We start from the raw sequence: 19,795 nt of genomic DNA on the forward strand, positions 1-19,795 counted from the left end.
ATCGAAATTTTATTAATATAAATACGACTCCAGTCGTCTTAAGCACAGCATTTTTATTTACTAATTACGTTAGTATTTTTTTTAATACTCTCCTTATCAGCAAATATAAAATAGTTGAAAAACCAAAGATGAATCCGCCAATAAGAATTCCTTTAGCCTTACCAAAACGCTTTTTATCTAAAGGTAATATAGGTTTATCTATAATCTGAATTAATGGAGTTTCTTTCCTAAAGGTTACCTTAGCTACTTCTAATTGCTTCGCAAGCTCAGTTAAGATTGCGGTATTAGCTTGTATATCTACTTGTCTTCTTGCCGAAGGCGTACGGCGCACGTTTAGGGCGGGATTTAAATTAAAGGTATTATCATTAGCTACGGCCATACCAGTAATGGCCCCGTTTAATTCACGTCTTACCGAATCGGCCTGCCGCTCTAAAATCAACATGTTTTCACTGGATTTCTTGCTTTTAGTAGATATATAAAAATCCGAAACATTTTTAGCTAAAGCTTCACAAAAATATTTAGCAAACAATTCATTACCCGAGATCACGTCAATACTAATAATGGCCACTTTCTTATCTTTCTGACCAACAGTTAATCCATTGTTGGACAAATTATGATAAATCGTACCCAAGATACTATCTTGAACTCTTGTGTACTTTTTTCGATTTGATTTGGGCAAAAACTGAATGTTTTTATATTTAAGGCTCTCATTCCATTGCGCTCTCCATCCGTTATTCTCGATATACATTTCCGCGAGAGAAATAGCCTTACCTTCAACAATCACACCGCTCAATAATGTTTGCTCCACCATAGATCGGGATTTGAACAACTCCATTAGATTGGAACCAACAAATATTCCACCACCCCCACTACCACCCATATCAAAACCAAATGAACTAGCCAAACTACCAAGGCCCGCACCTCCCGTTTGTTCTTCTTCGACAACAAAAGACAAGCTAGCGGTATAAGTAGGCTTCTTACTGAAAGAATATCCTAAACCCACGAGAGCTCCTACAACTCCAACCAAGAAAATCATTTTCCATTTAGAGAGTAAATAGTCCCACCATTCTTTTACTTTCAGGATTAACTCTTTTAGTGAAATTTCATCGTTTGCTATATTTCTATTATCTGTATTCATTTCTAGATACTATTTAAATGCAGTGATTATCAATAATGCCAAACTAGCAATGACACTTCCTATACTAACTGCTTCACCAGTGCTAAGCTTTTTAACTTCTGGCTTTTCAGGCACAATAATTTGTGAGCCCGGAGTTACTGTGGGATACGATCTAATGAATAAAAAAGAATGTGCGACTGCAGCCTTACCATTGGGATAAATTATATACGCTTTCTTTTTCCAAGCTTTGCTATCTAGTCCTCCAACTGCATCTAAATAATAATTAAAACCTCTTCCTTTACTATATGGAATTTCAGATGTTAATAGTACATTCCCTGTGACTTTAACTCCTTCATTAAATGTAGCCACTTCAATTTCATCACCTGGAAACAAAGTTACATTTGTGCTACTGAGAGGATCAGTCACAACTGATTTCCAATCTATCGGTATGATAGCATATTTCACATCCTCTTTTAACTTTTTCTCTAATTTATTTTGAATACTATCTTTAGATCCTAAATTCAAATTGATACTTTCCACTTCTTCAATTTGCTTGGCTTGAATAGGTCTTTTGATTTTAACTCCATTAATATTAGCTAAAGGTGTCAAGCCACCGGCTCTAGCTATAATGTCAGCTACTTTTGCATTTTTACTTGCAAGAACATATTTACCTGCATAATGTACAGCACCTGTTATAGAAACCATTTCAGGTTTTTCGTAAACGGCCATCTTACGAATGTTAATTACATCAAACGGGCTTAACACAAAGTTTTTAGCCTGCTCGTTATTATTGGGAGTTATTTCGATATTGAATATTTCCGCTTTGTTGGGATTACTATTATCAATATCTTCTGAAACAATCATTCTTGCTATTTCTACTCTTTTAGAAGCAGATCCACTTAGTCCGCCAGCTTGAATTAAAAGGTCATTTAAAGTTAGTCCCTGATAAAAATTATATACTCCAGGTTTTTTAATTTCACCATCGATTGTGATCTTAAAATCTTCTACAAATTCAAGAATAGAGTACACCGTTACAATATCTTCTTTGTTTAAAACTATATCTGCATCGATATCTCCTGATAATGCGCTTTCTAAATCGACATTAATAACCTCAGCAGTTAGATTTGCTGTTAAGCGCAATATTCGAGCTCTTTTGTTATATGCATCTTCTTTTAAACCATCTGCTTTCGCGACCAAATCAGAAATACGCATTCCTTCAGTGAAAGAATAGGTATCTGGTCTAAAAACCGCTCCTTCAATAGTTATTCTGTTTTCGAATCGATTTAAAATTTTATTTACTTTATAAAGATCGCCTGACTGCGGAATATAGTTTGCAAATTCAGATTTAGTGATATCTTGCACTTTAAATTCCTTACTCGTTTTTTGTATCACATTTACCGACGCCGTGTAAGCAAACTCACTAAAGCCAGAGGTAAAACTCAAAAGTGTAGTAAATGTCTCCCCTTTTTTCAATTCAAAGATCCCTGGACGTTTTACTTCTCCCTCGATAGTAACTCTTTTGGTATACGCTGGAATACGGATAACATCATTATCTTTTAAATTAACATTGGCAGACTGATCACCTTTTACTAAAAAATCATAAATATCAATATATTTGATGACTTGATTATTTCTAATTAACTCAATATTTCTATAGGTTCCATTTTTTGAAGGCCCTCCCGCTAAATGCAAGGCATTGTAAACGGAGGACAAAGAGGATACAGAGTAATTTCCTGGTTGCTTACCCCCAATAATGGTTACTTTGATGGTACGTATTTTACCTAAGCTTACACTAACCTGAGATTGTCCTGAAGCAACGGTACTGTAGACATTAGCAATAGCATTTTTAATTTTTTGAGTAGCCGCCTCAATTGTCATTCCTGAAACATATAATTGTCCTACAGCGTCAATAGCTATTTTACCTTCGGCGCTAACATTTATTGTAGCATTATACAGTTGTACTCCATAAACGCTAACTTGCAACTCATCACCCGGCCCTAAGACATAATTTACCGGAGTTGCTAGCTGTAAATCAGGAGCGAAATTTAAAGTTGGATTATCGAAAAGTTCAGATCCAAAAACCAAAGCATTTTCTTCATCCTTAACTTTAACATTAGAAAAAGCGGTCTGTGTTCTAGCACTATTATTTTCTGAGGGCGTTTCTTGTAATTTTGGAACAGTTGTGGAAGCATTATTAGAAGTACTCGCTAATCTGTTCTTTAATTTCACAAATTCTGAAGCATTCAATCCCTTCGCCATCAAAGCTGTCTGCGCTTGATCAATCGTCATATTGTTATTAGCAAGTTGCGCTTGAACTTTGGCGATGTCTGCATTAGACAAATCATCCACATTTACGGTTCGCAAATCAGTTGACTGCAATACACTTTGAGCACGTACATGTTGAGACATCAATACAGATGCAAAAACCAACAGTGCAAAAATTATTTTCTTCATATAAATTTATTTCCAAATTTCAATTATTGGTACGGCTTCGCCGTTGTTAGTCCCATTTAATAAGACTAACAAAGTGTTTTTTTATACTATTCGAAAATTATTTGATACAGATCATCTAACTCTCAATTTTCGGCAAATATAGTTAAAACGAAACCTTTAATAAAGCTTTAACAACTACAATAATACTAAAATAATAAAAGGATAAGATATAGTACTACGAATTAAGCACATACGAGTAGTAATATCACTTAATTTAGTTAGAACAGTTTAAAAGTTAATCCTTACAAATACCTTCTTTCCTTAACTCAACAAGGATGGATTTTCTCTCTCTAACATACCATATACATTTTTTACATCTTGTGAAAATTCTTTTTGCAAAATTAAATTAGCAGTATCAGTATAAATAAATATAGTATCTTTCATTCCAATGAATGAGGTAAATTTATCAGTGCCAATAACCATGTTTCTGTTTTTGTCAACAGGATATCCTGTACTGACCAAATAATCATAGACTGATTCAAAAGATCCTAAATCAGACCAAAGAAATTTTGAGCTGACTACTTTAATCTTCTTACTTTTCTCCATTACAGCATAATCCACACTGATAGATGGGATTTCCATAGAGGCATCAAGATCTATAACTCCATTACTATTTTTTTCCCATGCTGCCTTTGCTTTATTGAAAACCTCTGGTTGATATTTTTGTAATTCCTCTAAGAACACATTTGCTTTAAAACAAAACATACCACTGTTCCATAGAAAATTTCCTTTAGCGATAAAATCAGCTGCAGTAACTTGATTCGGTTTTTCTCTAAAAGAAATTACATCGTCTCCTTTTTTTTCGATATATCCGTATCCTATTTCAGGTTTAGTTGGTATTATTCCAAAAGTAACAATGTAGCCATCAATTGCTTTAGTGATCGCTTCATCTATAGCTTCCTCATACGATTGCATGTCTCCAATTATATGATCAGAAGGAGTAACAATTAACATATCATCGGGATCAGAAGCAAAAGCAGCAAAAGCAATAGCAGCAGCTGTGTTTCTAGGAGTAGATTCAATGATATCTACGTAGCTTGTATCACTTTTTTCTAGAATTGCTTTGCTTAAATGGCAATTATCAATATTTCCAACAACCATTATTTTGTCTGCAATATTACTATTGCGATCTACAGTCATTTCAAATAATGACTTTTTATCAAATATCTCTAAATATTGTTTAGGTTGTGATTTTCTAGATAATGGCCAAAGGCGGCTTCCTACTCCTCCCGTAAGAATGACGTGTGAAATTAATTTTTTATTCATTATTTTTTTAAATTGTATTTTTTATTACTATAAAGTTCCATCAGCTTGTTCTCCTAAAATACCTTTTACATCGTAAATTATGTTTAGCGGCTTTACAAATTGCTTCAAATCCATACTTTCGAATTCTTTGTGAGCCACGGCTAATACGACAGCGTCAAATTTAGCTGTAGGTGCTTGCTCCATTGTCTTAATGTCGTACTCTTCTTTTACTGTGATTGGGTTTGCTAAAGGATCGAATACCTCAACTGCAATTCCGTAATCACTTAAAGCGCTAATGACATTGACTACTTTAGTATTGCGAACATCTGGACAATTCTCCTTGAATGTAATGCCCATCATTAGTATGGAAGCACCATTTATAGCAATGCCTTTTTTAATCATTAGCTTCACTATTTGCGATGCAATGTAAGACCCCATACTATCATTTAATCTTCGACCCGCCAAAATTATTTCGGGATGATATCCTAACTCTTGTGCTTTTTGAGCCAAATAATAAGGATCTACACCAATACAGTGTCCGCCAACAAGTCCCGGCTTAAAAGGTAGAAAATTCCATTTGGTAGATGCTGCTTTCAATACAGCGTGGGTATCGATATTCATTAAATTGAAAATCTTAGCCAATTCATTTACAAACGCTATATTGATATCTCTTTGTGAATTTTCAATCACTTTTGCTGCTTCAGCCACACGAATTGTAGGAGCTAAGTGGGTTCCTGCAATAATAACGCTTTTGTATAGATCATCTACCAGCCTACCTGCTTCTGCAGTTGAGCCAGCAGTAACCTTTAATATTTTTTCAACCGTATGCTCTTTGTCTCCTGGATTTATCCTCTCCGGCGAATAGCCTACAAAAAAGTCTTCGTTAAATTTTAAACCCGATATTTTTTCTAAAACTGGAACACATTCCTCTTCTGTTACTCCTGGATATACTGTTGATTCATAAATTACCATATCGCCTTTTTTCAATACGCGTCCTACGGTTTCTGAAGATTTATAAAGCGGCGTTAAATCTGGTCGGTTATTTTTGTCAACAGGAGTAGGAACTGTTACAATGTAATAATTGCAATCTTTAATTTCTTCCAGATTTGACGAACAGTATAACCCCTTTGTATATTCTGTATTAGAATTTGGATTAGCTGTTAAAAGCACTTGACGTAATACACTTTCTTCCAGTTCAAATGTAGTGTCATTAGCCGCATTTAACTCCTGAATTCTTTTTTGGTTTATATCAAATCCAACTACTGCATATTTCGTAGCAAATAACCTAGCCAAAGGCAATCCCACATAACCTAAACCAATAACTGCTAATTTTATATTTGAATTCATTTTTCTAATTGTATTTAATTTTCAACACACAACCCATACTTTCTAAAACCAGCAAATAATGATTGTTATTTATTTCCTGTACCGTCGCTTTTTGAGTAGCAAACGGTCCTGAATCAACAGTTATTGTATCTCCAACTTTGATATTATCAACACTAACATCAAATTTTTCTGGCGCATCTAACCATTTTTTTATCACATGAATTTCGTCATCTTTAACAATAGCCGGTTTTCCTAACCAAAATAAATAGCGCACCACCCCAGCAGATTGAAAGATTATATTACGGTCTTTATCATCTAATCGCACAAATATATATGAATTAAAAAGCGGCACTTCTACTTTTTTCTTTCGATCAGACCACTGCTTTATTTGAATAATAGTAGGGCAGTAACATTCGATCCCACTTTTAGACAATTGTTCAGCGACCTTTTTCTCCCATTTTGGTTTTGTATAGACAACATACCAGTTCATTTCTTTGATTTTATTTTTTGGCTCAACAACAGTATTAAGATCCAATCGCCTGGTACTTAAATCCTATTTTGATTAATTCAGCGCTATTCAATATATTTCTACCATCAAAAACAAAAGCAGGTTTTTGCATGTTATCGTATATTTTCTGCCAATCGTACGATTTAAACTCATCCCATTCTGTTAAAATAGCTATGGCATGTGCATCCTTACAAGCATCGTAAGATGAGGCAAACGATGATAAATACTTTTTATTTTGTTCTGCAGTTCTTGTTTCTAGATAATTGATATCAGTCATCATTTTATCTTGCGATACTTTAGGGTCATAAACAGCGATCTCCGCCTGTTCGTTAATAAGATCATCTGCTACATAAATAGCGGCAGATTCCCTAGTATCATTTGTATCTTTTTTAAATGCCCATCCTAAAAACGCAATTTTCTTACCGGAAACTGTGTTATACAATGTTTGCACAATGTTATTAGAGAAACGCTTTTTTTGGTAATCATTCATAATAATTACTTGTTCCCAATAATCAGCTACTTCGTTTAAGCCATACGATTTAGCAATATAAACTAAATTTAAAATATCTTTTTGAAAACAAGATCCACCAAACCCAACAGACGCTTTTAGAAATTTGGAACCAATCCTACTGTCCATTCCTATTGCTCTTGCTACTTCGTTTACATCAGCACCCGTTTTTTCACACAATTCAGACATCGCATTTATAGAGGAAATACGTTGTGCTAAAAATGCATTTGCCGTAAGTTTAGATAATTCAGAGGACCACACATTTGTGCTTAAGATTCTCTCTGGAGCAACCCAATTTGCATACACGCTCGTTAAAGCCGCAATCGCCTCTTGTCCTTCTGCTGACTCATCTCCTCCAATCAATATACGGTCTGGACTCAATAAATCCTGAACAGCAGTTCCCTCTGCTAAAAATTCAGGATTTGATAATATTTGGAATTGAACACCATTCCCTGTATTATCTAAAATACTTTTTATTGCCTCAGCAGTGCGGACAGGTAATGTTGATTTTTCAACCACTATTTTATCTTGCTTCGCAACTCGCGCTATTTGCCTTGCACAAAGTTCAATATATTTCAAGTCGGCTGCCATGCCTTTTCCTTTACCGTAGGTTTTAGTCGGCGTATTTACAGATATAAATACAATTTGTGCGTCGTCAATCGCTTGATCAACATCTGTCGAGAAAAACAAGTTACGTCCTCTAGCCTCTGCTACAATTTCAGCAAGTCCTGGTTCGTAAATTGGAATATTGTTGACATCATTATCATTCCATGCTGCAATGCGCTCTTCATTTAAATCTACAACAGTAACTTGTATATGAGGACATTTTTGCGCAATAACTGCCATTGTGGGTCCGCCAACGTATCCTGCACCAATGCAGCAAATTTTAGTAATTTTCATTTAATATGCTTTATAATTCTTTTGGAATAAGTAACTCTACTTCCTATTTTAAATTTGCCCAATACCAAGCTACAGCCTCTTTTAAGCCTTCTTGTAGAGAAAATTTAGGATCATAACCCAGCAAATTCTTAGCTTTATCAATACTCGCTAACGAATGCGGTATATCACCCGCTCTATTAGGACCATATTCGATTGTTACTTTTTCAATTTCCGGATTGTATTCTGACAAATATTTTTTTAAATAAGTCATCAAATCATTTAACGTATTTCTATCTCCAAAAGCCGTATTATAAACGGTATTTATTGCCTCTTTGTTGGTTGTATTCATCGCTAAATCATTCATTTGAATCACATTATCGATATAAGTAAAATCTCTTGAATAATTACCATCTCCATTTATTTTTGGAGATTCTAATTGCATTAGTTGCATCACAAATTTTGGAATAACAGCGGCATAAGCACCATTAGGATCTTGTTTTCGACCAAAAACATTAAAATAGCGTAAACCTATTGTTTCTAAGCCATATGTTTTACTGAAGATTTCGGCATACAGTTCATTTACATACTTCGTTATCGCATAAGGTGACAACGGTTTCCCAATAACATCTTCTACCTTAGGCAACCCTTGCGAATCACCGTATGTTGACGAACTAGCTGCGTATATAAAACGTTTCACATTTGCATCTCTCGCAGCTACTAACATATTTAAAAAACCAGAAACATTAACATCATTAGTTGTGATGGGATCATTAATGGATCTTGGGACTGAACCCAAAGCAGCCTGATGAAAAACATAATCAATCCCTGCTATTGCACTTGAACAATCATCAGCGTTTCTAATATCCCCTTCAATTAATTTGAAAGTGGTGTACTCAAGACATTTTTCTAAATTGTGCTTGTGCCCGGTAGCGAAATTATCTAAACATGTTACTGAATGTCCTTTTGCCAAAAAATATTCACATAAATTTGACCCAATAAAACCTGCTCCTCCGGTAACTAATATATTTTTCTTAACTCCTTCTATCATTATTTTTTATTTAAATCTTCCTTTTGCTAGTTAATACTGCCCACAAGCAAATGCCACTTACAATTGTAAAAAAGTAAGTATTGACTTCTTGGAAACAGTACACACCTTCTTAAAGCAGTCAAAATTAATCCTATAGATTTTGAACATTCTTTATTCAGAACAACTTTAAGCAAATTTATATGACAAATATAGCTTTTCATTCATCATATTGAAACATTCCTTATTTTTTTAAAACAACTAATTGTTTTTAAATGATTTTTCAAAAGGCACGCGATGCAAAATACTACGCCCTAAGGTTACTTCATCTGCGTATTCTAATTCATCCCCAACAGCAATTCCTCTAGCGATTGTAGACATCGTGACTCCTGAATTTACAATTTGTTTGTATATATAAAAATTAGTGGTATCACCTTCCATAGTAGAGCTTAAGGCAAAAATAACTTCAACTACGTGACCATTTTTCACTTTTTCTATTAAGGTGGGGATTTTTAATTGACTTGGTCCCACCCCATCAATAGGCGAAATTTTTCCACCTAATACGTGGTAAATACCTCTAAACTGTCCTGTGTTTTCAATCGCCAAGACATCACGGATATCTTCTACTACGCATACCACTTGATGATCTCTATTTCTATTAGCACAAATTTCGCAGATAGTGTTATCAGATATGTTATGACAGTTTTCACAATATTTTATCTCTTCTCGCATTTGCAATAAAGCCTGAGACAAAAAACTTGTTTGCTCTTTGGGTTGTTTTAATAAGTGTAATACCAGACGCAAAGCAGAACGCTTACCTATTCCTGGTAATTGAGCAATCTCATTTACTGCTTTCTCTATTAACTTTGATGAAAATTCCATAGCTGCAAATGTAACAAATACTTTACTTTTTATAATATTACTAGGTGTATTTACAAACAATAATTTAAATATTTTATTAGTCAAATTACCCACTCGGTAAAAAATTGTATTTTGGACGACAAAAAAAGCCGATGACTCCTTCTACTATCCTGATTTTAATGATCACCTACTTTGGAATATTGTTTGCGATATCGCACTTCACTAGTAGTAAAGACAGCGGAAACGAAGCATTTTTCAAAGCCAACAAAAATTCAAAATGGTACTTGGTCGCTTTTGGTATGATAGGAACCGCGCTATCTGGAGTAACCTTCATCTCTGTTCCTGGCGAAGTAGGTTCTCCTAATGGTGAACAGTTTAAATATTTTCAGTTTGTATTAGGGAACGCTATTGGTTTTATCATAATAGCAAAAGTACTACTACCGTTATACTATCGCCTTAATTTAACCTCGATATATAGTTATATTGAAAGTCGACTAGGTACCTATTCCTATAAATCAGCAGCAAGTATTTTCTTGCTAAGTAGAACTATAGGATCTGCATTTAGATTGTATCTTGTTGTAATTGTTTTACAACGCTATGTGTTTGATTTTTACCAAATACCATTTGCAGCAACTGTCCTAATTTCGCTGGCCTTGATTTTTGCATACACCTATCGCGGTGGTTTAAAAACCATCATTATCACGGATACATTACAAACATTTTTTCTAGTAACTTCTGTTTTTATGACTATTTACTTTATCTGTGATAGTCTCAATTTAAATTTTATTCAAGCATTTGAAGCTATTAAAGGTAGTAACTATTCTAAAGTGTTTTTCTACGAAGATTTCCTTGGAAGTAGATTTCATGTTGTGAAACAAATATTAGGCGGTGTATTTGTGACTATCGCAATGGTAGGGCTTGATCAAGATTTAATGCAAAAAAACTTGAGTTGCGCTACTATAAAGGAAGCTCAAAAAAATATGTACAGCTTTACTGCGATATTTGTATTCATTAATATTTTCTTTTTGAGTGTAGGTGCATTACTTTATTTATTTGCTGCTAAAAATGGAATTGAAGTTCCGTTAGACTTAGTTACTGGAAAACCTCGAACAGATTTACTTTTTCCAGAAATCGCTTTTAATCATTTAACAATCGTGCCCTCAATAGTTTTCTTGCTAGGATTGACAGCGGCGACATTTGCCACAACCGATTCAGCCTTAACAGCTCTTACAACTTCTTTTTGCGTTGATTTTTTGAATATGGACAAAGTCGAAAATTTGAACAAGCCAAATGTAGTGCGCACAAGGCACTTTGTACATGTTGGCTTCTCACTTCTCATGTTTTTTGTAATCTTATTTTTTAACTCAGTAAACGACAGCTCTGTAGTGGGAATGATTTTCAGGGTAGCATCCTATACCTACGGTCCCTTATTAGGACTTTACAGTTTTGGATTGTTTATGAAATCCAAAACTGTTATAGATAAATTTGTCCCTTTGATTTGTGTTTTATCTCCTGCATTAACCTACTTCATTAGCGAGAATTCTAAAACGCTATTCTTTGGTTATGTTTTTGACAATGAATTAATCATCATTAATGGATTAATAACCTTTTTAGGTTTGTTATTAATCAGTAAACCGATCAGTAAAGTAACAACGGTTTAATTTTTAGCCCTGATAGCAGTGTAAATCCTATTACTTTTTTTCTTTAAAAAGTAAAAGATTGCAACGTATAGCAGGAATAGCTTCTAGATAAATTAATATCTATTAGTTGTTAAAAGCACTAATGTACATGCAACTTCTGATTTAATATTGTTTAATTCTAGTAATTGCATAAGCTCTGGATTTTCAGTTCCTGGATTAAATATCACACGTTTTGGCTTAGCTTCTACGATATAATTATAATAATCTCTTTGACGAGCAGGATTTAGATATAATGTAATGGTATCAATATTAGACAGCGGTATTGCTTTAGTTTTAATTTTAACTCCTGCTACTTCTCCTGCATTTTGACCAATGGCAAGCACAGAATGTCCTTTTTCAGTTAACATACTTATTGCTTTAAAAGCATATCTTTCTGGTTTTGTGGAAGCTCCAAGAACCAAAGTTTTTTTATTTTTCATCACGTACAATTTTTTGTAAAAGTACTAAAATAGTAGGGTTCATATCAATTAAAATTAATATCTTTCTTTTCTTGTAAAGCATTAACAAATGTTAAAAGCAAAGAATAACTTTTTCTTAATCTCAATTGAGGATTAGCAACCAAGCTAACCAACTAATTTCGCGCAAAAAACCATGGAACTTTTTATCTACTTATTCGCTGCCTTATTTTCTGTAATTAATCCCATTGGCACAGTACCTATTTTTGTGGGTTTGACTATGGATGATGATGAAAAAGAGCGTTCACGAATCTCTTTATGGACGGCAATTAATGTGTTTCTTATTTTAATAATTTCATTCTTTTTTGGAGAATATGTCTTGACATTTTTTGGAATAAGTATTGAGGCACTTCGAATTGCGGGAGGTATTATCATTGCTACTTCTGGATTTTCTTTACTTACTGGAAATTTTAAAAAGAAGAGAGGTGTAAATAAAAAAGTTGAAAACGACGCCCAACGCAGAAACGACATAGCACTAACACCGCTTGCAATACCCATGCTGGCTGGACCTGGATCCATATCTTTACTGATTGCTTTTTACCATGAACACAATAATCTTACCGATATTTTGGTTTCTGTATTTGCGATATTAGCGGTGGCAGTAGCTATTTTTATAGTTCTTAGAAGCGCACATTATTTGGCTAAAATCTTAGGTGCATCAGGAATTGTAGCTATTTCTAGAATTGTAGGTTTCATTGTTATTGCGATAGGTGTACAATACATTATAAGCTCGATTATTACCATTGTTCAAGCTAATTTTATGTAACATTTTATACTTCCTAAAAATATGAAATGCCCCAATAGCACTACAGCTGTTGGGGCATTTACAATTATAATTGAATATTTTTTTTACGCTAAAGGCAAAAATATCTCTGCCATCATGCATCGCGCACTTCCACCTCCGCAGGCTTCAATAGTATCTAAACTTGAACTTAGTATTATAGCATGCTTTTCAAGTTGCGCAATTTGCTTATCGGTCAAACTTTGATGTGCAGCAGCGCTCATAATTAAATATCTAGCATTATCAGCTCCGCGAACTTCCAGCATGTTTCCTGCAAAATTATTCACCTGAGCCTCTGTGATAAGAATTATCTCTTTACCATCCTCTTTCAAGTTGTCAAGAACCATTTTGCGTTCTTTTTTATCATCAATACATTCTGAACAAATGACAGCAAAAGTTTCACCTAGACACATCATTACGTTTGTATGATAGATCAACTTGCGTTCTCCATCTACTGTTTGAAACGCTTCGAAAATAACTGGTGCATAATCAAAATCTTCGCAAAATTCTATAAACAATTCTTCATCTGCACGCGGTGACAATGCACAATATGCTTTTTGATTTGCTCTGTCTAATAATAAAGAACCTGTTCCTTCAAGAAAATAACCGTCCTCTTCTGCAGAAGTGTAGTCAACGATATTTTCTATTTTAAAACCTTCTTCTTCCAATTGGTCCAAAATTTCTTCGCGACGCTCTGCTCTTCTATTTTCAGCAAACATGGGATACATAGCCGCGTCACCATTCTCATGAAACGAAACCCAGTTATTAGGAAATATTGAATCCGGAGTATCAGGCTTTAAAGTGTCATTTACCACTATAACCTTAACACCCACAGCTCTTAATTTAATTACAAAATCATCAAACTCTTGTTGTGCTTTTGCATTAACAGTTGCTGGTAAAAGTCCGTCTATAACTTTTTGATAATAATTATTTACAGCAGTTTGCTCATTCATGCGAAACGCTACTGGGCGAATCATTAATATCGAATTTGTAGTTTGTTTCATATTTATATCTATTTTGTCATCCCTATTATTGAAATGTACAGTAACTTTTTTACTATTTTCTGATTAGTGGTAATGTGGAACAACGCAACAAACCTTCTTGTTTTGAAATCTCAGCATACGGTACCTCTTCCACAATAAAACCATTAGATCGCAGCCAGTTATTTAATCGAGTAAAATTGCGTTCAGAGACAACTACATTTGTATCTATCGAAAATACATTAGAATTCATATTATACATTTCGTCACGAGTAATATGAAACAAATTCTCTTTCCCAAATAAGTTAACTAAAAACATATAGTCAGCTTCTTCTCGAAAACCACTTTTGTAAATAATCCCCTTATTGACACCTATGGGCTGGAAACAACAATCTAGATGCAATGCATTATCTCTTGCCTCTAATTTGGATTTAACAAGATCAAACTCCTTTACAATTTTATTAGGAAATAGGTTTTTAATAAACGCAACACCTTCTTTGTTTGTGCGTGCGGTCATATAATCCTTATAATCGCTCCCTTTGTAAGTCCCTATAAAAATGTAGTCATTCCATGGCATAACGTCCCCCCCTTCAATATGAACTTCTTCAGGCGGACGAACCACTTTTTTAGGATCTATCTTATCAATTATGTATTGAATAGCCTCAAGCTCACGCTCTCTATCTGGCAAAATATTTGCTTTAATAAAAATATCGTCAACAACAAAACCAATATCACGAGCAAAAATTTGATTGTAATTCTCGATTAATTCTGGACGGTATACTGTTACATTGTATTTTTTTAAAATAGTATAAAATGCATCCATCTCTTTGACCATATCACTTTCGACAGGATAAGTATTTCCAAGAATATGCTCTAACGATTTGGGATCATAAGCTTCTTCGGCTAATGGAGTTGCACCATTATTTTCTGCGGTACCTAAAACCACAGCATGAAGTTTAGCCGTTTCATTATTTACTTTTATATCTAACATGTGGTGCTATTATTTTAAACAAAGGTAAAAAAAAGCCCCACTATAAAGTGAGGCTTTTGTAGATATTTTGTAATCTTATTTTTTAAATTCTCTTAAAGGTGAACCAGTGTAAATTTGTCTTGGTCTACCAATAGGTTCTTTATTTTCTCTCATTTCTTTCCACTGAGCAATCCATCCTGGTAAACGACCAATTGCAAACATCACTGTAAACATATCAGTTGGAATTCCTAATGCTCTGTAAATAATTCCAGAATAGAAATCAACGTTAGGATATAAGTTTCTTGACTTGAAGTACTCATCTTCTAAAGCTGCTGCTTCTAATTTTTTAGCAATTTCTAAAATAGGATCTTCTACACCTAAAGTCTCTAAAACTTCTTTTGCAGCTTTCTTAATAATTTTAGCACGTGGGTCAAAGTTTTTGTAAACTCTATGTCCGAATCCCATCAAACGGAACGGATCATTTTTATCTTTTGCTTTCGCTAAATAAGCTTCAGTATCACCACCGTTATTATTAATTTCTTCTAGCATTTCCAGTACAGCTTGATTAGCACCTCCATGAAGTGGACCCCATAGTGCTGAAACTCCTGAAGAAATAGATGCAAACAATCCTGCATGAGAAGAACCAACCATTCTCACAGTTGACGTTGAACAATTTTGCTCGTGATCAGCGTGTAAAATAAATAATTTATCTAATGCTTCAATTACAACTGGATTCGCTTTGTACGGCTCTGTTGGTAATTCAAACATTAATCTCATGAAATTCTCAACATATCCTTTTGTATTATCGTAATAATTCAATGGATAACCCATACTTTTTCTATACGTCCAAGTTGCAATAACTAAAAATTTACCCATTGTTTTACAAACAGCGTGGTACATTTCTTTTTCATTATCAACATTAACTGACTTTGGATTAAAAGCAGTTAAAGCACTTGTTAAAGCTGCCAAAACTCCCATTGGGTGCGCTGTTCTAGGGAAACCATCAATGATATTTTTCATTTCTTCATTGACCAAAGTATGCTTTCTAATATCATTTTCGAATTGTTCTAACTGCTCTGCAGTAGGAAGCTCCCCAAAAATTAGCAAGTATGAAACTTCTAAGAAGTCAGCTTTCTCAGCTAGATCTTCGATTGAATACCCTCTATAACGTAGTATTCCAAGTTCACCATCTAAAAAGGTAATTTTACTTGTACAAGAACCTGAATTTTTATATCCTGGATCTAAAGTAATGTAACCTGTTAAATCTCTTAATTTGTTAATATCGATAGCTTCCTCATTTTCTACTCCTTTAACAGTAGGAAACTCGTACTTTTTACCATCAATTTCTAATATAGCTGTTTTTGACATAATATTTTGGAAATAAATCTTAGTATTTAATAATTTACCAAATCTAAGGATAAAAACAATAACTAAAAAGAGAAAATCACAATGATATTGTTAAATTTAACAAAAAAAGCCACTCGAAAAATTCGAATGGCTCCTAAACATATATTTAGAAAAATATTATTTTATTTTAAAAGCATTTTTACCAGGAAAATACGCTGTATCACCTAATTCCTCTTCGATTCTTAATAACTGATTGTATTTTGCCATACGATCTGAACGAGAAGCAGAACCAGTCTTAATTTGACCACAGTTCAATGCAACAGCTAAATCAGCAATTGTATTATCTTCAGTCTCACCTGAACGATGTGACATTACAGAAGTATATCCAGCGTTTTTAGCCATATTTACAGCAGCGATAGTCTCAGTCAAAGTACCAATTTGATTTACTTTAATTAAAATTGAGTTTGCAATACCTTTATCGATACCTGTTGATAGACGTGTAACATTAGTAACAAATAAATCATCACCAACTAATTGAACTTTATCTCCAATTTTATCAGTTAATAATTTCCATCCATCCCAGTCATTTTCGTCCATACCATCTTCGATAGAAATAATAGGATATTTAGCAGCTAACTCAGCTAAGTAATCTACTTGCTCAGCAGATGAGCGAACTTTTCCAGTTTCCCCTTCAAATTTAGAATAATCGTACTTACCATTAACATAAAATTCTGCAGCAGCACAATCTAAAGCAATCATAATTTCATCCCCAAAAGTATATCCAGCATTTTCAACTGCTTTTTTGATTGTATCTAATGCATCCTCAGTTCCACCAGGTAAATTAGGCGCAAAACCACCTTCATCTCCTACTGCTGTACTTAAGCCTCTATCATGAAGAACCTTTTTAAGACTGTGAAAGATCTCAGTTCCCATTTGCATTGCATGAGTGAAAGACGTCGCTTTTACTGGAAAAATCATGAATTCTTGAAACGCAATTGGAGCATCAGAATGTGAACCACCATTGATGATATTCATCATAGGAACTGGTAGAGTATTTGCAGAAACACCACCTACGTATCTATATAATGGCAAACCTAACTCATTAGCCGCTGCCTTCGCAACTGCTAGAGATACTCCTAAAATAGCATTTGCACCTAGATTAGATTTATTTGGAGTACCATCTAAATTGATCATTGTTTGATCTATCAAGTTTTGTTCGAAAACAGAAGTACCTAATAATTCTTCAGCGATGATAGTATTAACATTCTTCACTGCATTTAGAACACCTTTCCCCAAGTAAGCTTTTCCTCCATCACGCAGCTCAACTGCTTCATGTTCTCCAGTAGAAGCTCCAGATGGAACTGCAGCTCTCCCTAGAACACCACTGTCAGTAATTACATCTACTTCTATTGTAGGATTTCCTCTTGAATCGAAAATTTGTCTTGCGTGAATTTTAATAATAATACTCATAACTACTTATATTTTTAAATTTTTATTACAAATATATTCTATCTTTTGTAATGATTATATGAATTAATTGAATGTTATTAACGAAAACGATATAATTCTTAGTAATAAATATAACTATTACCCTTTAGGCAAGGATTTATACTTAATAACTTTAATTATCTAACAAATTCAAATAAATATTTTTCGCAATTATTCCTTATAATATTTACGTTATAACTAATTTCAACAAAAAAATGGAATTGCTCTACTACAAAGCAATTCCATTTTTATTATTTTTTCAAACTATCTATAAACTCATCAAAAAGGTATGACGAATCATGTGGTCCAGGACTTGCTTCAGGATGATATTGAACAGAAAAACATTTCTTATTTTTCATTCTCATTCCCGCTACAGTACCGTCATTTAAATGCACGTGGGTAATTTCAAGATTATTGTTTTTTTCCAGCTCTTCGCGGTTTACACTGAAACCATGATTTTGTGAAGTGATCTCTCCCTTACCGCTAAGCAAATTTTTGACTGGATGATTTATTCCTCTATGTCCATTGAACATTTTATATGTAGCCACCCCATTTGCTAATCCAATAATTTGATGTCCTAAACAGATTCCAAAGAGAGATTTATCAGCGTTTATGATGTCTTGAGCTACTTTTATAGCACCTAGCAAAGGTTCAGGGTCACCAGGTCCATTTGAAAGAAAATAACCGTTGGGATTAAAAGCAGCTAAGTCTTCATAAGTCGCATCGAATGGGAAAACCTTTATGTAACAATCACGTTTAGCTAGATTTCTTAAAATGTTTGTTTTAATACCTAAATCCAAAGCTGAAATTTTATATGTGGCGTTTTCATCTCCGTAATAGTAAGGTTCTTTAGTAGATACTTTAGAAGCTAACTCTAAACCTTTCATATCTGGCACTTTAGACAATGCTATTTTTAAATCTTCGATCGAAGTACCGTCAGTACAAATCACAGCGTTCATCGCTCCGTTCTCTCTAATGTAGCTTACTAACGCTCTAGTATCAACATCAGAAATACATATTAAATTTTCTTTTATGAAATAATTTTCTAAACTATCGCTTGCACCTTCTCTTGAATAATTAAAACTAAAGTTTTTACAAACTAGCCCAGCAATTTTCATACTTCCAGATTCAACTTCACCGTCGTGAACTCCATAATTCCCTATGTGGGGATTTGTAGTCACCATAATCTGTCCAAAATAAGATGGATCAGTAAAGATTTCTTGATAACCGGTCATACCCGTGTTAAAACAAACTTCACCAAATGTAGTTCCGCTTATACCAATTGATTTTCCGTGAAAAATTGTACCATCACTTAATAAAAGAATAGCACTTTGTCGTGTTGTATATTTCATGTGTAGTTAAATATATTGCAAATTTAATTCTTTAATAGAATAGGTGCAAATTATAAAAATATATTATAGTAGAAAAAAGTTAAATATTCAATATTCTTACTTCAGATTAAAGATGAACAAACTAAATAAATGCTCGACGAATCAAAATCAAAAAGAGCAAAAAAAAAGGATAAACTATAAATAGCTTATCCTTAAATATTATTGAATCATTATTTTCATAATTATTCAGCAGCGTCTGTAGAAGTTTCAGTTTCAGCAGCTGGAGCTTCAGTAGCTTCATCCGCTTTCTTAGCTTTTCCACCACGACGGCTTTTAGCTTTTTTAACCTCTTTTTTACCACCATTGTAAAGCTCATTGAAATCAACTAATTCGATCATTGCCATATCAGCATTATCTCCTAAACGATTTCCAACTTTAATGATACGAGTGTATCCACCTGGACGGTCTCCTACTTTAGCAGCTACGTCTCTGAATAAATCAGTTACAGCATACTTGCTACGTAAATAAGCAAAAACAATACGACGATTGTGCGTTGTATCAGATTTTGACTTAGTAATTAAAGGCTCAACAAATTGTTTAAGCGCTTTTGCCTTAGCAACAGTAGTATTAATACGTTTGTGCTCGATAAGAGAACAAGCCATATTAGCTAACATAGATTTTCTATGCGCTGTCTGTCTGCTTAAGTGATTGAATTTTTTTCCGTGTCTCATGACGTGTATTTTTATACTTTCATCTTGATACTATCCGCTTTGGAGATCAAA

Annotated in this window: 17 protein-coding genes; 2 read left to right on the top strand and 15 right to left on the bottom strand. The window is 33.9% G+C overall.

The annotated features are described in order from the left end of the window. Positions 1 to 64 precede the first annotated feature (64 nt). The 8 genes from H603_RS0101810 to recR all read right to left on the bottom strand — a co-directional run bounded on the left by H603_RS0101810 (position 65) and on the right by recR (position 9,982). Positions 65 to 1,138 (bottom strand): Wzz/FepE/Etk N-terminal domain-containing protein, encoded by a 1,074-nt coding sequence (locus tag H603_RS0101810; RefSeq protein WP_026706980.1) that lies wholly within the window; start codon positions 1,136 to 1,138, stop codon positions 65 to 67. 9 nt (positions 1,139 to 1,147) lie between these two features. Next, positions 1,148 to 3,571, bottom strand: coding sequence for an SLBB domain-containing protein (locus tag H603_RS0101815; protein ID WP_026706981.1), 2,424 nt, complete (start codon positions 3,569 to 3,571; stop codon positions 1,148 to 1,150). Between the two features lie 300 nt (positions 3,572 to 3,871). Further along, the gene (locus H603_RS0101820) at positions 3,872 to 4,876 is read right to left on the bottom strand and encodes a mannose-1-phosphate guanylyltransferase (RefSeq protein WP_026706982.1); all 1,005 of its coding nucleotides are present in this window, start codon (positions 4,874 to 4,876) and stop codon (positions 3,872 to 3,874) included. A gap of 27 nt (positions 4,877 to 4,903) precedes the next feature. Then, on the bottom strand, positions 4,904 to 6,202 hold the full coding sequence (locus H603_RS0101825) for a nucleotide sugar dehydrogenase (RefSeq protein ID WP_026706983.1): 1,299 nt from the start codon (positions 6,200 to 6,202) through the stop codon (positions 4,904 to 4,906). 4 nt (positions 6,203 to 6,206) lie between these two features. Continuing rightward, positions 6,207 to 6,671: a UpxY family transcription antiterminator gene (locus tag H603_RS0101830; RefSeq protein WP_026706984.1), complete on the bottom strand. Its 465-nt coding sequence runs from the start codon at positions 6,669 to 6,671 to the stop codon at positions 6,207 to 6,209. Between the two features lie 34 nt (positions 6,672 to 6,705). After that, complete coding sequence (locus H603_RS0101835) at positions 6,706 to 8,097, bottom strand: UDP-glucose 6-dehydrogenase (protein WP_026706985.1); 1,392 nt, start codon at positions 8,095 to 8,097, stop codon at positions 6,706 to 6,708. A 43-nt stretch (positions 8,098 to 8,140) separates the two neighbouring features. Next, positions 8,141 to 9,124 carry an SDR family oxidoreductase gene (locus H603_RS0101840; protein WP_026706986.1) on the bottom strand — a complete coding sequence of 328 codons (984 nt, stop codon included), beginning with the start codon at positions 9,122 to 9,124 and terminating at the stop codon, positions 8,141 to 8,143. 237 nt (positions 9,125 to 9,361) lie between these two features. After that, entirely contained in the window at positions 9,362 to 9,982 is a 621-nt protein-coding gene (recR, locus tag H603_RS0101845; RefSeq protein ID WP_026706987.1) for a recombination mediator RecR, read from the bottom strand. A 131-nt stretch (positions 9,983 to 10,113) separates the two neighbouring features. Here recR and H603_RS0101850 point away from each other — a divergent pair, with 131 nt between their 5' ends. Continuing rightward, complete coding sequence (locus H603_RS0101850) at positions 10,114 to 11,622, top strand: sodium:solute symporter (RefSeq protein ID WP_026706988.1); 1,509 nt, start codon at positions 10,114 to 10,116, stop codon at positions 11,620 to 11,622. Between the two features lie 92 nt (positions 11,623 to 11,714). Here the strand turns inward: H603_RS0101850 and H603_RS0101855 are convergent, their stop codons facing one another. Continuing rightward, positions 11,715 to 12,080, bottom strand: coding sequence for a CoA-binding protein (locus H603_RS0101855; RefSeq protein WP_026706989.1), 366 nt, complete (start codon positions 12,078 to 12,080; stop codon positions 11,715 to 11,717). Between the two features lie 172 nt (positions 12,081 to 12,252). On the opposite strand from H603_RS0101855, the gene H603_RS0101865 reads away from it, so the two are divergent. Beyond that, positions 12,253 to 12,882 carry a MarC family NAAT transporter gene (locus tag H603_RS0101865; protein ID WP_026706990.1) on the top strand — a complete coding sequence of 210 codons (630 nt, stop codon included), beginning with the start codon at positions 12,253 to 12,255 and terminating at the stop codon, positions 12,880 to 12,882. Between the two features lie 83 nt (positions 12,883 to 12,965). On the opposite strand, the gene ctlX is transcribed toward H603_RS0101865, so the two are convergent. The 6 genes from ctlX to rplQ form a co-directional block, all read right to left on the bottom strand. Then, entirely contained in the window at positions 12,966 to 13,901 is a 936-nt protein-coding gene (ctlX, locus tag H603_RS0101870; RefSeq protein WP_026706991.1) for a citrulline utilization hydrolase CtlX, read from the bottom strand. 52 nt (positions 13,902 to 13,953) lie between these two features. Then, positions 13,954 to 14,868, bottom strand: coding sequence for a dimethylarginine dimethylaminohydrolase family protein (locus tag H603_RS0101875; protein ID WP_026706992.1), 915 nt, complete (start codon positions 14,866 to 14,868; stop codon positions 13,954 to 13,956). A gap of 75 nt (positions 14,869 to 14,943) precedes the next feature. Then, entirely contained in the window at positions 14,944 to 16,215 is a 1,272-nt protein-coding gene (locus tag H603_RS0101880) for a citrate synthase (protein WP_026706993.1), read from the bottom strand. Between the two features lie 156 nt (positions 16,216 to 16,371). Further along, positions 16,372 to 17,664: a phosphopyruvate hydratase gene (gene eno, locus H603_RS0101885; protein ID WP_026706994.1), complete on the bottom strand. Its 1,293-nt coding sequence runs from the start codon at positions 17,662 to 17,664 to the stop codon at positions 16,372 to 16,374. A gap of 269 nt (positions 17,665 to 17,933) precedes the next feature. After that, positions 17,934 to 19,034 carry a glutamine-hydrolyzing carbamoyl-phosphate synthase small subunit gene (gene carA / locus H603_RS0101890; RefSeq protein WP_026706995.1) on the bottom strand — a complete coding sequence of 367 codons (1,101 nt, stop codon included), beginning with the start codon at positions 19,032 to 19,034 and terminating at the stop codon, positions 17,934 to 17,936. 221 nt (positions 19,035 to 19,255) lie between these two features. Further along, positions 19,256 to 19,744: a 50S ribosomal protein L17 gene (rplQ, locus tag H603_RS0101895; protein WP_026706996.1), complete on the bottom strand. Its 489-nt coding sequence runs from the start codon at positions 19,742 to 19,744 to the stop codon at positions 19,256 to 19,258. Positions 19,745 to 19,795: the final 51 nt, after the last annotated feature.

This window comes from Flavobacterium frigidarium DSM 17623 (genome assembly GCF_000425505.1).
Classification (GTDB): Bacteria; Bacteroidota; Bacteroidia; order Flavobacteriales; family Flavobacteriaceae; genus Flavobacterium; species Flavobacterium frigidarium.

What these genes read in the sequence shown, in the direction of transcription:
- H603_RS0101810 (WP_026706980.1), bottom strand. Translation starts at nt 1,138, where the DNA reads ATGAATACAGATAATAGAAATATAGCAAACGATGAAATTTCACTAAAA.
- H603_RS0101815 (WP_026706981.1), bottom strand. Translation starts at nt 3,571, where the DNA reads ATGAAGAAAATAATTTTTGCACTGTTGGTTTTTGCATCTGTATTGATG.
- H603_RS0101820 (WP_026706982.1), bottom strand. Translation starts at nt 4,876, where the DNA reads ATGAATAAAAAATTAATTTCACACGTCATTCTTACGGGAGGAGTAGGA.
- H603_RS0101825 (WP_026706983.1), bottom strand. Translation starts at nt 6,202, where the DNA reads ATGAATTCAAATATAAAATTAGCAGTTATTGGTTTAGGTTATGTGGGA.
- H603_RS0101830 (WP_026706984.1), bottom strand. Translation starts at nt 6,671, where the DNA reads ATGAACTGGTATGTTGTCTATACAAAACCAAAATGGGAGAAAAAGGTC.
- H603_RS0101835 (WP_026706985.1), bottom strand. Translation starts at nt 8,097, where the DNA reads ATGAAAATTACTAAAATTTGCTGCATTGGTGCAGGATACGTTGGCGGA.
- H603_RS0101840 (WP_026706986.1), bottom strand. Translation starts at nt 9,124, where the DNA reads ATGATAGAAGGAGTTAAGAAAAATATATTAGTTACCGGAGGAGCAGGT.
- recR (WP_026706987.1), bottom strand. Translation starts at nt 9,982, where the DNA reads ATGGAATTTTCATCAAAGTTAATAGAGAAAGCAGTAAATGAGATTGCT.
- H603_RS0101850 (WP_026706988.1), top strand. Translation starts at nt 10,114, where the DNA reads ATGACTCCTTCTACTATCCTGATTTTAATGATCACCTACTTTGGAATA.
- H603_RS0101855 (WP_026706989.1), bottom strand. Translation starts at nt 12,080, where the DNA reads ATGAAAAATAAAAAAACTTTGGTTCTTGGAGCTTCCACAAAACCAGAA.
- H603_RS0101865 (WP_026706990.1), top strand. Translation starts at nt 12,253, where the DNA reads ATGGAACTTTTTATCTACTTATTCGCTGCCTTATTTTCTGTAATTAAT.
- ctlX (WP_026706991.1), bottom strand. Translation starts at nt 13,901, where the DNA reads ATGAAACAAACTACAAATTCGATATTAATGATTCGCCCAGTAGCGTTT.
- H603_RS0101875 (WP_026706992.1), bottom strand. Translation starts at nt 14,868, where the DNA reads ATGTTAGATATAAAAGTAAATAATGAAACGGCTAAACTTCATGCTGTG.
- H603_RS0101880 (WP_026706993.1), bottom strand. Translation starts at nt 16,215, where the DNA reads ATGTCAAAAACAGCTATATTAGAAATTGATGGTAAAAAGTACGAGTTT.
- eno (WP_026706994.1), bottom strand. Translation starts at nt 17,664, where the DNA reads ATGAGTATTATTATTAAAATTCACGCAAGACAAATTTTCGATTCAAGA.
- carA (WP_026706995.1), bottom strand. Translation starts at nt 19,034, where the DNA reads ATGAAATATACAACACGACAAAGTGCTATTCTTTTATTAAGTGATGGT.
- rplQ (WP_026706996.1), bottom strand. Translation starts at nt 19,744, where the DNA reads ATGAGACACGGAAAAAAATTCAATCACTTAAGCAGACAGACAGCGCAT.